Source organism: Streptomyces rapamycinicus NRRL 5491, assembly GCF_024298965.1.
GTDB classification, from domain to species: Bacteria; Actinomycetota; Actinomycetes; order Streptomycetales; family Streptomycetaceae; genus Streptomyces; species Streptomyces rapamycinicus.
Genome location: NZ_CP085193.1, coordinates 10,489,855 through 10,503,824 on the forward strand (window position 1 = coordinate 10,489,855; position 13,970 = coordinate 10,503,824).

General features: G+C 70.8%; 11 protein-coding genes. 6 read left to right on the forward strand and 5 right to left on the reverse strand.

Going from position 1 to position 13,970, the window contains the following annotated elements; all coding sequences use genetic code 11:
- Positions 1-24: 24 nt before the first annotated feature.
- The 3 genes from LIV37_RS43615 to LIV37_RS43625 all read right to left on the reverse strand — a co-directional run bounded on the left by LIV37_RS43615 (position 25) and on the right by LIV37_RS43625 (position 2,723).
- A complete protein-coding gene (locus LIV37_RS43615; RefSeq protein ID WP_020873460.1) occupies positions 25-897 on the reverse strand; it encodes an alpha/beta fold hydrolase in 873 nt (290 codons plus the stop codon).
- Between the two features lie 130 nt (positions 898-1,027).
- A complete protein-coding gene (locus tag LIV37_RS43620) occupies positions 1,028-1,480 on the reverse strand; it encodes a hypothetical protein (protein WP_020873461.1) in 453 nt (150 codons plus the stop codon).
- A gap of 175 nt (positions 1,481-1,655) precedes the next feature.
- Complete coding sequence (locus tag LIV37_RS43625) at positions 1,656-2,723, reverse strand: LacI family DNA-binding transcriptional regulator (RefSeq protein WP_020873462.1); 1,068 nt, start codon at positions 2,721-2,723, stop codon at positions 1,656-1,658.
- 146 nt (positions 2,724-2,869) lie between these two features.
- Between LIV37_RS43625 and LIV37_RS43630 the strand changes: the two genes are divergently transcribed.
- Together LIV37_RS43630 and LIV37_RS43635 are read left to right on the forward strand one after the other, a co-directional pair.
- On the forward strand, positions 2,870-3,847 hold the full coding sequence (locus LIV37_RS43630) for an ROK family protein (protein ID WP_020873463.1): 978 nt from the start codon (positions 2,870-2,872) through the stop codon (positions 3,845-3,847).
- Positions 3,848-4,142: 295 nt separating this feature from the next.
- Entirely contained in the window at positions 4,143-5,735 is a 1,593-nt protein-coding gene (locus LIV37_RS43635; protein ID WP_121824930.1) for a serine/threonine-protein kinase, read from the forward strand.
- 114 nt (positions 5,736-5,849) lie between these two features.
- Here the strand turns inward: LIV37_RS43635 and LIV37_RS43640 are convergent, their stop codons facing one another.
- A complete protein-coding gene (locus LIV37_RS43640; protein ID WP_121823814.1) occupies positions 5,850-7,907 on the reverse strand; it encodes an NPCBM/NEW2 domain-containing protein in 2,058 nt (685 codons plus the stop codon).
- Positions 7,908-8,120: 213 nt separating this feature from the next.
- Here LIV37_RS43640 and LIV37_RS43645 point away from each other — a divergent pair, with 213 nt between their 5' ends.
- From LIV37_RS43645 to LIV37_RS43660, 4 genes are all read left to right on the forward strand, one after another.
- Positions 8,121-9,404 carry an ABC transporter substrate-binding protein gene (locus tag LIV37_RS43645; protein WP_185058117.1) on the forward strand — a complete coding sequence of 428 codons (1,284 nt, stop codon included), beginning with the start codon at positions 8,121-8,123 and terminating at the stop codon, positions 9,402-9,404.
- A 12-nt stretch (positions 9,405-9,416) separates the two neighbouring features.
- A complete protein-coding gene (locus tag LIV37_RS43650; RefSeq protein WP_020873467.1) occupies positions 9,417-10,331 on the forward strand; it encodes a carbohydrate ABC transporter permease in 915 nt (304 codons plus the stop codon).
- On the forward strand, positions 10,328-11,248 hold the full coding sequence (locus LIV37_RS43655; RefSeq protein ID WP_020873468.1) for a carbohydrate ABC transporter permease: 921 nt from the start codon (positions 10,328-10,330) through the stop codon (positions 11,246-11,248). The genes LIV37_RS43650 and LIV37_RS43655 overlap by 4 nt, the downstream gene beginning before the upstream one ends.
- Positions 11,249-11,455: 207 nt before the next feature.
- Positions 11,456-12,490 (forward strand): NUDIX hydrolase, encoded by a 1,035-nt coding sequence (locus tag LIV37_RS43660; protein ID WP_020873469.1) that lies wholly within the window; start codon positions 11,456-11,458, stop codon positions 12,488-12,490.
- A gap of 55 nt (positions 12,491-12,545) precedes the next feature.
- On the opposite strand, the gene LIV37_RS43665 is transcribed toward LIV37_RS43660, so the two are convergent.
- The gene (locus LIV37_RS43665; protein ID WP_020873470.1) at positions 12,546-13,907 is read right to left on the reverse strand and encodes a dipeptidase; all 1,362 of its coding nucleotides are present in this window, start codon (positions 13,905-13,907) and stop codon (positions 12,546-12,548) included.
- Between the last annotated feature and the right edge of the window lie 63 nt (positions 13,908-13,970).

The following is a 13,970-nucleotide window of genomic DNA, read 5'->3' on the forward strand; positions in this document are numbered from 1 at the left end:
CGGGGTGCCGGGGTGTGTGCGGGTTCAGCGCGCGCCCACGTGGGCGCCGAGGAACTTCCGCATCAGGGGGACCACCTCGTCCAGGCCCGTTTCGAGGAGGAAGTGACCGCCGTCCTGGAGGTGGACCTCGGCCTTCGGGTTGTCGCGGGCGAAGGCGCGGGCGCCGTCGGGGCCGAAGATGGGGTCGTCACGGCCCCATACGGCGAGCAGGGGCGGCTGGTGGGCGCGGAAGTACTCGTGCACCCGGGGGTACAGGGGGCTGTTGGTGGCGTAGTCCCGGAAGAGCTGGAGCTGGACCAGGTCGTTGCCGGGGCGGGACACCTGCTGGAAGTCGTGGTGCCAGGTGTCGGGGCTGACCAGGCTCTCGTCGGGAGCTCCGGTGACGTACTGCCATTTGATCAGGTCCAGGGAGAGGGCCTGGCGGATGGCCTCCTCGTTCTTCGGGCTCCGATCCTCCTGATAGGCCCAGACCGGTCGCCAGAAGTCCTCGACGAAGCCCTCGTCGTAGGCGTTGCCGTTCTGCGTCACGATGGCGGTGACCGCTTCAGGGGTGCGCAGGGCCAGGCGCCAGCCGATGGGCGCGCCGTAGTCCTGGACGTAGAGGGCGTATCGGTCGAGGCCGAGGTGGTCGAGGAGACCGGCGGTGAGGTCGGTGAGGGCGTCGAAGGTGTAGTCGAAGTCGTCGACGCCGGGGGCGTCGGAGAAGCCGAAGCCGAGGTGGTCGGGGGCGATCAGACGGTAGCCGTCCGCCAGGCGCGGCATGAGGTCGCGGAACATGAACGAGCTGGTGGGGAAGCCGTGCAGGAGGACGAGCGCGGGGGCGTCCGCGGGACCGGCCTCGCGGTAGAACAGCCGTCGGCCTTGGATGTCCGCGAACCGGTGGTGCACCTGTGGCATGGCTTCTGCGCCTTTCGAGCCTGGTTCCTGGTCCCCCGGGGCCTTGCGCCCTCGGGTCCTCGGGTCCTGGTGGTCAGTGCCGGTCGGTACGGTCAGTGCCGGTCGGTACGGTCAGTGCCGGTCGGTACGGTCAGTACCGCACCGCCGTGCCCACGTTCGCCGTGATGCGGCCGGTGAGCTTGCGGTGGCTGCGGGCGGTGGCCGGAGTGGGCTGGTTCGGGGGCACCTTGGTCAGCCGCAGGACGACGGCGTCCACCAAGTCCCCGCTCGTGTTGCGGAAGTTGACCTCGATGGCGTAGCCGGCCGGGTGCTTGCTGCCGTTGGTCACGGTCAGCGGGGCCACGGCACGTCCCGCGCCGTCGCGGCTCACCCGGCCGACCTTCACCTCGCGCTTGGCCTGGGAGCCGCCCTTGATCTTGTCCAGCTCGGCCTGGGCCGACGCCCTCGCGGACGCGATGGCGGCGGAGGCCCGGGACACTTCGGACGACGGGGTGCCCCCGTCGTCCGAACAGCCGACGGCGGCCGGCGCCAGCACGGCCATGAGGCTCACCGCGCAGATCGTCCGCGTTCGGCGCCCGCTCATCGCGTCTCCCTCGTTCCGTCGGACGGGCCCCGGGCCCTCCGCCTCCACCCTCGGGGGAGTGGGAGACCGAGGCAACCGGAGCGGGGCCGTCCAGGCGTTCGGAGAAAGCGGGCCGTTCGGGGAAAGGCCGATCGGGCATTCGGGGGAGGCGTGCCGCTGGAGGGGAGAGGGGCGCTCAGGATGTCGCGGGCGGGGGCAGTTCGCCCGAGCCGCGCGGGATCAGCCGGGTCGGCAGGACGAGCCGCCGGGGGTCCCCGCCCGCGCCGTCGAGGCGGCGGAAGAGCAGATCGGCGGCGGTGCGGCCGAGCTGGGCCGAGTCCTGGGCTATGACGGTGATCCCGGGGGAGAGCAGATCGGCGAGCTCGAAGTCGTCGAAGCCGACGAGGGCCACCGGCGTGGGGGGCGCGGGGCGCTCGGCCAGGACCCGTACGACCGTGACGGTGACCCGGTTGTTGCCCGCGAAGATCGCGGTGACCGGCTCGGCGGCGTCCAGCATCGCGGTGGCCGCCGCCCGGACCCGCTCCGGATCGGTGGGGCCGAGCGAGACCCAGGCGTCATGGACCGGCAACCCGGCCTCGCTCATCGCCGCGTGGTAGCCGCGCAGCCGCTCGGCGGCGGTGTGGATGCCCGGCAGGTCGCCGAGGAAGCCGATCCGGCGGTGGCCGTGGGCGATCAGATGGGCGACGGCGTCGTGGGAACCGCCGAAGCTGTCGGCGAGCACGGCGTCGGCGTCGATACGCCCCGCCGGCCGGTCGACGAAGACGGTGGCGACTCCGGCCGCCATCTCGGGCGCCAGATAGCGGTGGTCATGGCCGGCCGGGATGATGACGAGGCCGTCGACCCGGCGTGCGCACAGCGCGAGCACCAGCTCCTGCTCCCGCTCGGGGTCCTCCGCGCTGGACCCGTTGATCAGCAGCGCGCCATGGGCCCGGGCGACCTCCTCGACGGCGCGGCTCAGGGGACCGTAGAAGGGGTCGGCCAGATCTTCCAGGACCAGTCCGATGCTGGCCGTACGGCCCTTGCGCAGAATGCGGGCGCTGTCGTTGCGGCGGAAGCCGAGCGCGGTGATGGCCTCCTGGACGCGGCGCTCGGTGTCGGGGGTGACGCCCGGCTCGCCGTTGACCACCCTGGAGACGGTCTTGAGGCCGACCCCGGCCCGTGCGGCTACGTCCTTCATGGTGGGGCGGGTGCCGTAACGGCGTGTGGGGGTGCGGCTGGCGGTGCCCGGGGCGGTGTCGGTCACAGTGCGCTCGTCCCGTCGCTGGTCGTCGTGGGGGAAGGAGTGACGAGCATAGCCCCTGGACAACGTTGTCAGCGCCGGGAAGACTATTGCCGCACACTGAACGCGTCCATGCCCATCAGCATGCCCCACCAGGAGAGTCGACACCTATGCCACGTGACCTCATCGCCGCACTGGACATCGGCGGGACCAAGATCGCGGGCGCTCTGGTGGACGGGAGCGGAAAGCTGGCCGTGCGGACCCGCCGCGCCACCCGCGCCCAGGAGGACGGCGCCACGGTGATGGGCCAGGTCACCGCCGTGCTCGAGGAGCTCGCGGCCACCGCGCACTGGTCGCGGGTCGCCGCCGTCGGCATCGGCAGCGCGGGCCCGGTGGACGCCTCCGTGGGCACCGTCAGCCCCGTCAACATCCCCGGCTGGCGTGACTTCCCGCTGGTCGCCGGGGTCCGGGAGACCACCGGCGCGCTGCCGCTGTCGCTGGTCGGCGACGGACCGGCGATGACGGCCGCCGAACACTGGCAGGGCGCGGCACGCGGCCGTAAGAGCGCGCTGTGCATGGTGGTCTCCACCGGCGTGGGCGGCGGGCTGGTCCTGGGCGGCCGACTGCACCCGGGCCCCACCGGGAACGCCGGGCACATCGGCCACATCAGCGTGGAGCTGAACGGCGACCTGTGCCCCTGTGGCGGACGCGGCTGTGTGGAGCGGATCGCCAGCGGCCCCAACATCGCCCGCCGCGCCCTGGACGTCGGCTGGCGCCCGGGGCCGGACGGCGACACCAGCGCCGAGGCCGTCGCCGCCTCGGCGCGGGCCGGAGACCCCGTCGCGCGGGCCTCCTTCGAACGGGCCGCCCAGGCCCTGGCCGCCGGGATCGCCGCGACCGCCGCGCTCGTCGAGATCGAGGTGGCGGTCGTCGGAGGCGGCGTGGCGGGCGCCGGGGACGTGCTCTTCGCGCCCCTGCGGCGCGCCCTGCGCGACTACGCGACCCTGTCGTTCGTCCAGGGGCTGGAGGTCGTCCCGGCGCAGATGGGCACCGACGCCGGGCTGGTGGGCGCGGCCGCCGCGGCGGCGCAGGAGGCGCGTCTTGAGGGGTTCGGCCCGGCGGCGGGCACACCGCCCACCGGGGACTGAGCCCCGGTCCTTCACCGTTTGACCATGACCCGCTGTCACCGTCTGCCCCTAAGCTGTTCGCCCTGAGCCCGGCAGTGGCCGGGCGGGACCGAGGAGCGCGCTAGGGTCTGTCGTCAAAGGGGGCGCCCGCCGCGAGCGGCGTCTGGTGCGGTCGATCGCAAGGCGGAGCATCGCCCTCGTACTGGGCGTACTCGGGTGATGCGACAACGCGGCGAGCGGCCGTGCCAGGCGTCGGGAGCAGGGCGCTCCCTTTGACGACAGACCCTAGGGGAGGCGGGCGGTGGCACCGGCGGACATGGGCGGCGATCTGTCCGGGCGGCTGCTGGGCGGGCGGTACCGGGTGACGGGCCGTCTCGGCCGGGGCGGCATGGGCGTGGTCTGCAGGGCCGTGGACGCGGTGCTCGGCCGGGAGGTCGCGGTCAAGGTGCTGCGCACCCACACCGACGCCTCCAGCGCCGAACTGGCCGATCTGCGCACCCGGATGCAGCGGGAGGCGCGGGCGGCGGCCCGGATCCGGCACTCCGGTGTGATCACGGTCCACGACGTGGCCGAGGAGGGCGGGCTGCCGCTCATCGTCATGGAGCTGATCGACGGGCCCTCGCTCGACGATGTGCTCGACGAGCGGGGCACCCTCGACCCCCGGGAGGCCGCGGGGATCGGCGCCGAGGTCGCGGACGCGCTCGGCGCGGCCCATGGCGCCGGGGTGCTGCACCGGGATGTGAAGCCCGGCAACGTGCTGCTGGACCGCGAGGGCCGTGTCGCCCTCACGGACTTCGGCATCGCGAGCCTGGAGGCGCCCGAGGACGGTGCGACCACCAAGCTGACCCGCAGCGGCGAGCTGATCGGCTCCCTGGACTATCTCGCGCCGGAGCGCGCCCAGGGCCAGGACCCGAGCCCGGCCTCGGACATCTGGGCGCTGGGGATGACGCTGTACGCGGCGGTGGAGGGTTCGTCGCCGTTCCGCCGTACCTCCGTATGGTCCACGCTCACCGCGATCGTCAATGAGCCGCTGCCCGAGCCCCGGCTGGCCGGGCCGCTGGCGCCCGTGCTGCGCGCGCTGATGGACAAGGATCCGCGAGGGCGGCCGTCCGCCGCCGAGGCGCGCCGGATGCTGGCGGAGGTCGCGGCGCGGGAGACGCCGCGCGGCGCGGCCGGGCCGCCGTCCGTTCCACCGGGCGAGCCGGTCCCCTCCGCCCCGCCTCCGGGCTTCGGCCCGCCGCCCGTGGTGGAACCGCTGGTGAGCGGGGAGCCGGGCGCGGGGGACGGAGACGGGGCCGGGGACGGGGCCGGGGCGCGAAGCGCGGGGCGCAGACGCCGCGGAGCGCTCATCGCGGCCGCGGCCGCCACCGTCGTGCTCATCGGCGGCGGGCTGACGTACGCCCTGGTCGGAGGCGATGACCACACTACGGGGCCGGGGCGCACGAAGGATCAGCCGAGCGAATCGGCGGGCCCGGGGAAGAGCGCCGCACCGGGCGGCGGAAAGGCGAGCGCCACGGCCGGGCAGGGCAGCGCGCGGCCGGATGACACGGCCTCACCCACTCCGGGCGGCGGCAACGGCGATCAGGGCGGCCCGGCGGCCTCCTCGGCCCCGCCCTCGGGCGCCGCGCCCGTCTGCCATGGCGGCGACGGCGGGCGGTACGACTGCGAGGTGTGGCGCGACGCCACCTCGTACACCCACGCCGGTGAGCCGGTCGGCACCCTCGAGCACGGCGTGAACTACTTCTACTGCCAGGAGAACCTGGGCCGCCGGGAGACCTATGGCAAGTGGACGAACGTGTGGTGGGCCAGGACCGACGACGACAACGGCCATCGGGACGTCTATGTGAGCGTCGTCTACGTCAAGGGCGGCGACAATGACGCGCCCCTTCCCGGGCTGCCCGAGTGCTGAGCCCGGGACGGCGGCGGGAAGGGGCGGATCTCATCGGTGGATCCCGGCGGGGCGCAGACGTCTCAGCGCGGTGGTCCCGGCCAGACGTCTCCACGTGGTGGTCTCAGCGGGGTCTCAGCAGGTGAAGGCCGCGTCGGCCCAGTCCCCGTGGTCGCTGGTCACCCCGTCCCCGCCGTCGGTGACGACGAGCCGGACCGTCTTCGCCCCGCCGATGGCGGCGTCGAGGGCGGTGGCCGGATCGGCGTTGGTCAGCGTCTTCGACGATGCCACCTTGGCGTCGTCCGCCCAGACCTCGAAGCCGACCGTCCCGGCGGTGCCCTCCTCGTCGTCCACGCCGACCTGCGCGGTGAAGCGCGAGCACCGGCCGCCGGTGTAGTACGTGACCTCACTCGGCGCGTGCACGCCCAGGCCCTTGTCGTACCTGGTGCCGCCGAGGGTGAGCGGATGGCCGTCACCCGCCTCGTTCTCGCCGACGCTGGTGTTCTTCTCCACCGGGCCCCAGCCGTTGAGCGCGCTCAGCCAGGGCAGATCGCTCGCGTACGAGTTGCCGGAGGGCGGTGCGACCACCACATGGACCGCCGATACCAGCCGGGCGGCGGCCTTGTCGCCTCCGGGTGAGCGGTAGTCGGCGCTGACCGTCAGGTCGTACGCACCGGGCGCGGCCCCGGCGGGCGCGGTCACCTGCCAGCGGGTGGCCAGCTTCGAGCCGGTGGGCAGCGAGGCGGCCCGGGTCGGGGAGGTGGCCCTGATCCGCCAGCCGTCGGGGCCGGTGAGCCGGACCGAGACCTGCTGGGCCGGGGTGCGGCCGAGGTCGGTGAGCGTGGTGCCGACCTGGGCCGTGGCCCCGGCCTCGGTCAGCGCCGTGCCGTCGAGGCCGAGTTCGGCGGCGGGCGGGTAGGAGGCCCAGCGGGTGTCGGCCGAGGCCCGGTAGAGCACGGTGCCATGGGCCGGGACGGTGGCCGAGATGGCTCCGGCGGTGTTGTAGTCCTTGTGCGCCCACAGGTCGCGCAGCCCGTAGGCGGTCGCCCGGGGCAGCCCGACCCCGGTCGCCGTGGTGGCGATGTGCTGCGGCCGGTCGGTCTCGTTGAACAGCGCGACGGCGCGGCTGCCGTCCGCCATCTCCTTGGCGATGACCCAGCGTCCGCCCTCGGAGGAGACCACGGTGCCCTGCTTGCCCAGCGGGTCCTGATCGACGGCGATCACTTCGTGATTGCCGAGGATCTCGTACGTCTCGGCGTTGGCCTTGCGCAGATCGGTACCGATCAGCAGCGGTGCGGCCATGACCGACCACAGCGAGAAGTGGCTGCGGTACTCGGTGGCCGTCATCCCGCCGTTGCCGACCTCCAGCATGTCGGGGTCGTTCCAGTGGCCGGGCCCGGCGTACTTCGCGAGCGGCAGGTTCTGCTTGGCGATCGACAGCATGCTGCCCCAGCTGTCGCTGATGTCGCCCGTGGTCCGCCACAGCTGGCCGACTTCCCCGGCCCATTCCCAGGGCTTGTTCTCGCCCCATTCGCAGATGCTGTAGACGATGGGGCGGCCGGTGGTCTCGGTCGCGGCCTTCAGTGCGTCGCGCATGGTGCGGTAGCGCTGCTTGGCGTCGACACCCTGGTTATTGCAGTTGTCGTACTTGAGGTAGTCGATGCCCCAGTCGGCGAACTGCTGGGCGTCGGACTTCTCATGGCCGAGCCCCCCGGGGAAGCCGGCGCTGTTGCAGGTCTTGGTGCCCGCGCTGGTGTAGATGCCGATCTTCAGTCCCTTGGAGTGGACATAGTCGGCGACGGCCTTGATGCCGTTCGGGAAGCGGACCGGGTCGGGCACCAGCTTGCCGTTGGCATCGCGCTGCGGCAGCGCCCAGCAGTCGTCGAGGTTGACGTACTGGTATCCGGCGTCCTTCAGTCCCTTGGCCACGAAGATGTCGGCGATGCCCTTGACCATCGCCTCGTTGAACTCCGCCCGGCAGTGGGTGGAGTTCCAGTTGTTGAAGCCCATCGGAGGGGTGAGGGCGAGCCCGTCACCGGGCGCGGCGCCCGGGTCGGAGGCCGGTGTGGTGACCTCGGCGGGCCGCGCGGGCTGGGCGGCGGCGGGGAGGGCCAGGCCGACCGTGGCCAGCAGACCGGCGCTCAATGCTCCGATGACTCTTCGTCTCGCGGGTCGAAAACAGCGGTGGCGCACGATGCGGGTCCTCCGTTCTCAACGGGGGTAACGCAGTGTCATGGCTGCGTCACATGCGAGCGTTTACGGTAGACCCTGTTCGAGTCTGTTGGAAGAGATGCGATAACAGTTGTTCGATATCTCGTCAAAACCCTTGACGATTTGCCCGGCTGCCGGGTGAGATCCGATCACTCGCGTTCGGTTGTGTTTGATTGAACCTCTGTGGAGGGGCACATGGCACCGTCATCGTCAGGACATCGGATCTCCCGCCGTGCGCTACTACGAGGCACCGCGGCCGGAGCCGGCGCGGTAGCCCTTCCGACGCTGCTGACCGCCTGCGGTGGTCCGGGCAACGAAGTGAAGATCGGCTCCAACGCCTCCGACGCCGTCCCCCGCAAGGCGTTCGCCGAGGTGTTCGACGCGTACGAGAAGAAGTCGGACAAGAAGGTCAAGGTCAATACCGTCAACCACGAGGCCTTCCAGGAGGGCATCAACCGCTATCTGAAGGGCACCCCCGACGACGTCTTCATGTGGTTCGCCGGGTACCGCATGCAGTTCTTCGCGGAACAGGGGCAGCTCGCCGAGATCAGCGACCTCTGGAAGGGCTTCGACGGGTTCTCGGACGCGCTCAAGGCGCAGTCCACCGGCAAGGACGGCAAGCAGTACCTCGTGCCGTACTACTACTACCCCTGGGCCGTCTTCTACCGGAAGAGCGTCTTCGCCCAGCGCGGCTACGAGGTTCCGAAGACCTTCGACGAGTTCCGGGCGCTCGCCAAGCGGATGGACAAGGACGGCCTCGACGCCATCGCCTTCGGCGACAAGGACGGCTGGCCCGCCATGGGGACCTTCGACTATCTCAATATGCGGGCCAACGGCTACGACTTCCATATCTCGCTCATGGGCGGCAAGGAGTCCTGGACCGATCCCAAGGTCCGAAACGTCTTCGACCTGTGGCGCGGGCTGATGCCGTATCACCAGAAGGGCGCCAACGGGCGGACCTGGCAGGAGGCCGCCCAGAGCCTGGCGCAGAAGAAGTCCGGTATGGCGGTCTTCGGGCTGCCCCACCCCGGGCAGCAGTTCTCCGCCGCCGACCGCGATGATCTGGACTTCTTCCCCTTCCCCGAGATCGACTCCGCCTATGGACAGGACGCGGTGGAGGCGCCGATCGACGGCTTCCTGCTGGCGAAGAAGTCCAAGCGGCAGAAGGAGGGCAAGGAGCTGATGAAGTACCTCGCCACCCCCGCCGCCGAGGAGATCTACCTGAAGCGGGACCCGAACAACATCGCCGTCAACGACAAGGCGTCCACCTCCTCGTACAACGCGCTCCAGAAGAAGGCCGTCGACCTCGTCTCGAACGCCAAGCAGATATCGCAGTTCATGGACCGCGACACCCGGCCGGACTTCGCGTCCCAGGTGATGATCCGGGCCATTCAGCAGTTCATCAACAAGCCGAACGACATCGACTCCCTCACCAAGGACATCGAGTCCCAGAAGAAGACCATCTTCGCCAGCGACTAGGAGATTCGCGCCGTGCCGCTCCCGACCGCGCGGCGTGCCAAACGGCGGGGTCCGCGGAGATTCACCTCCCGCGACCTCGCCGTCATCGGCGTGCTGCTGGGCATACCCATCCTGCTCGAACTGGCCCTGATCTGGGGCCCGACCCTCGCCTCCATCGGCCTGTCCTTCACCAACTGGGACGGCATCGGCGATATCCACTGGGTGGGCATCGACAACTACAAGACGCTCTTCACCGACTATCCGCCGTTCTGGCCCGCGGTCCGCAACAATCTGCTCTGGGTGGCCTTTCTCGGCTTGGTCGCGACGCCCTTCGGGCTGCTGCTGGCCGTACTGCTGGACAAGGGTGTCCGGTTCAGCCGCTTCTACCAGTCCACCCTCTATATGCCGGTGGTGCTCTCCCTCGCCATCGTCGGCTTCATCGCGCAGCTGGTCTTCTCCCGTGACCAGGGTGCGCTGAACGCGATCCTCGCCAACAAGAACGACCCGGTGGACTGGCTCGGAGACCCGGACCTCAATATCTGGATGGTGCTGCTGGCGGCCGCCTGGCGGCACACCGGGTATGTGATGATCCTCTATCTGGCCGGGCTGAAATCCGTCGATCCCTCGCTCAAGGAAGCGGCCGCGATCGACGGCGCCAGCGAGACCCAGACCTTCTTCCGGGTGGTGCTGCCCACCCTGCGGCCGGTCAATATCATCGTCGGCGTCATCACCGTGATCGAGGCATTGCGCGCCTTCGACATCGTCTATGCCATCAACCATGGCCGTAACGGGCTCGAACTGCTCTCGGTGCTGGTCACCGACAACATCATCGGCGAGGCCAGCCGGATCGGATTCGGCTCCGCGATCGCCGTCGTCCTGCTGACCGTGTCCCTGGGATTCATCGTGACCTATCTGGTCCAGGAGTTGCGAGGGGGGAAGAAGGGATGACCGTCACCACTCCGCCCGCCCCCGTACGGACCGCGACCCCGGTGACCGGCACCGGTAAGCGCCGGGTGACCCGTGGCCGGCTGGGGCTGCACGCCTTTCTGATGGTCGTGTCGCTCGCCTTCCTCGCCCCGCTGCTGCTCGCCGTCTACGCCTCGCTGCGGCCGTACGAGGAGACCGCGAAATACGGCTATTTCTCGCTGCCGCGCCATCTGTCGTTCGACTACTACGCCAAGGCGTTCAATGACTCCGGGATGGGCAAGTACTTCGTCAACTCGCTCATCATCGCGGTGCCCGGGGTCCTGCTGACGCTGTTTCTCGCCTCGTTCGTCGCCTTCTGCGTGACCCGGCTGAGAATACGCGGCGGGCTGGTGCTGCTGATGGTGTTCACGGCGGGAAATCTGCTGCCCCAGCAGGTCATCGTCACCCCGCTCTATGTGCTCTTCACCAAGATCAATCTGCCCTATTGGATGTCGGACTCGATGACGATGTACGACTCCTACTGGGCCGTGCTCGCCGTTCAGGTCGCCTTCCAGGTGGGATTCTGCGTCTTCGTCCTGGCCAACTTCATGCGCACCATTCCCGATGAGATCGTGGAGGCGGCGCGGGTGGACGGGGCGGGGGTCTGGACGCAGTACTGGAACATCACGCTTCCGCTGTGCCGGCCCGCGCTGGCCGCGCTCGCCACCCTGCAATTCACCTGGATGTACAACGACTTCCTGTGGGCGCTGGTCTTCATCTCCGACGGCGACAAGCTGCCCATCACCTCCGCGCTCAACAATCTGCGCGGCCAGTTCTTCACCGACTACAACCTGCTCGCGGCGGGCTCGGTGATCGTGGCGCTTCCCACGGTGCTGGTCTTCCTGCTGTTGCAGCGCCACTTCATCGCGGGACTCACCCTCGGCGCCAGCAAGGGCTGATACGGCAGGGGTCACCGTGGCTCATGTGGCCACGGTGACCCCTGTGGCACAAGCGCCACAAGATCCCCGACCACGCTCCGCCGCCCCGTCCCGCGTCCCCCGCCCAACCCGTCCGGAGCGACGCGATCCGTCACTCGGTCGTCTTCGCGCGTTTCCGTGACAGGGTGATGCGGGCAACTGTCAGGAGGCGATGGAATAGGGGGAAATGTGATCGTCTGGCTGAACGGTGCGTTCGGTGCGGGTAAGACCTCCGCGGCCCGCGAATTGGTGGACTTCATGCCCGGCAGTACGTTCTACGACCCGGAGCTGGTCGGTAACGGTCTGCGGATGATGCTCCCGCGGAAACGTCTTGAGCAGGTTTCCGACTACCAGGATCTGCCCTCCTGGCGCCGGCTGGTGGTGGACACCGGAGCGGCGCTGATCGCGGAGGTCGGCGGCCCGCTCGTGGTCCCGATGACGGTCCTCAGACAGGAGTACCGGGATGAGATCTTCGGCGGTTTCGCGGCCCGCCGCATCCCCGTACGGCATCTTCTGCTGCACACCGATGAAACGATCCTTCGCGAGCGCATAGCCGAACGCGAGGAGATACCCGGGGACGCGGACGCGAGCGAGTCCGTACGCCAGTGGTGCCTGGCCCATCTCGCGCCCTACCGGGCCGCCCTGACCTGGCTGACCACCGATGCCCATGTCGTGGACACCACCGGGCTCAGCCCGCGCCAGACCGCCCAGCACATCGCCGACGCGGTCCGCGAGGGCGCCGGGATCTGCGACATCGTGCAGACCCCCGAGCCGAGGGCGGAGACGCTGGCCGCCGGGGTCCTGCTCTTCGACGAGGAGGACCGGGTGCTGCTCGTCGACCCCACCTACAAGCCCGGCTGGGAGTTCCCCGGTGGCGTCGTCGAACCGGGCGAACCCCCGATGTGCGCCGGGGTGCGCGAGGTCACCGAGGAACTGGGGGTACGGCTGGACGAACCGCTGCGGCTGCTGGTGGCCGACTGGGAACGCCCCCAGCCGCCCGGCTACGGGGGCCTGCGGCTGCTCTTCGACGGCGGCAAGCTCTCCAGCGCGGCCGCCCAGGAGGTGCTGCTGCCCGGCTCCGAACTGCGCGGCTGGCGCTTCGTCACCGAGAGCGAGGCCGCCGAGCTGCTGCCACCGGTGCGGCTGAGCCGGCTGCGTTGGGCGCTGCGCGCCCGTGAGCAGGGCCGTCCGCTGTACCTCGAAGCGGGCGTCCCCACGGGCTGACCGGGCCGGCCCAGCCCGTGGGCCGCCCGCCGACCCGCTGCGAGGTGAAGGGGGATCAGCCGTTGCCCGCCGCGTACATCCCCAGGAACAGTGCCTCGGTGAGCGAGAGCTTCTCCAACTCCTCGGGCGAGACGCTCTCGTTGACCGCGTGGATCTGTGCCTCCGGCTCGCTCAGCCCGATCAGCAGGATCTCCGCCTCCGGGTAGAGCGAGGCCAGCGTGTTGCACAGCGGGATCGAGCCGCCCTGCCCGGCGACCGCCATCTCCTGGCCGTCGTACGCCAGGCGCATCGCCTCCCGCATCGCCGCGTACGCCGGGCTCGTGGTGTCCGCGCGGAACGGCTGGCCCTGGCCGAGCTGCTCGACCGAAAGCCGCGCGCCCCACGGCACCGAGGACCGCAGGTGCTCGGCGAGCAGCCGGTTGGCCTCGGCCGCGTCCACGCCCGGCGGCACCCGCAGGCTGATCAGCGCCCGCGCGCCCGCCTGGACGGACGGGGTGGCGCCGACCACCGGCGGGCAGTCGATGCCGAGCACGGTGACCGCCGGGCGCGCCCAGACCCGGTCGGCGACCGTACCGGAGCCGATCAGCCCGACCCCGTCGAGCACCTTGGCGTCCTTGCGGAACTCCTCGTCCGGGTACTGCAGCCCGTCCCACGCCGCGTCCGCGTCGAGGCCCTTGACGGTGGTCGAGCCGTCCTCGGCGCGCAGCGAGTCCAGGACGCGGATCAGCGCGGCGAGCGCGTCCGGGGCCGCCCCGCCGAACTGGCCGGAGTGCAGATTGCCCTCCAGGGTCTCCACCGAGACCCGCAGCAGCGTCATCCCGCGCAGCGTGGCGGTGACAGTCGGCAGCCCGACCCGGAAGTTGCCCGCGTCTCCGATCACGATGGTGTCGGCGGTCAGCAGCTCCGGACGGGCCTCGGCGTAGCGCTCCAGACCGCCCGTGCCCTGCTCCTCCGAACCCTCCACGATCACCTTGACGTTGACCGGGACCCCGCCGTTGGCCCTGAGCGCGCGCAGCGCGGTGAGATGCATGATCACGCCGCCCTTGCAGTCCGCGGCGCCCCGCCCGTACCAGCGGCCGTCACGCTCGGTCAGCTCGAAGGGCGGGGTGTGCCAGGCGTCCTCGTCCAGCGGGGGCTGCACGTCGTAGTGCGCGTAGAGCAGCACGGTCGGGGCACCGGCCGGACCGGGCAGGAAGCCGTAGACGGACTGGGTGCCGTCGGGCGTGTCCAGCAGCGCCACGTCCTCGAACCCCTCGGCGCGCAGCGCGTCGGCGACCCAGCGGGCGGCCGCCTCGCATTCGCCGGGCGGGAACTGCGCCGGGTCCGCCACCGACTTGAAGGCCACCAGCTCGGCCAGCTCGGCCCTGGCGCGCGGCTGCAGGGCGGCGACGGTGGCGGCGAGAGGCGCCTTCTCCATGGGGGACCCTCCTGGGGTGCGACGGGCCGGCGGCGGGATGCGCGGCGATGGGCACGTATGTAC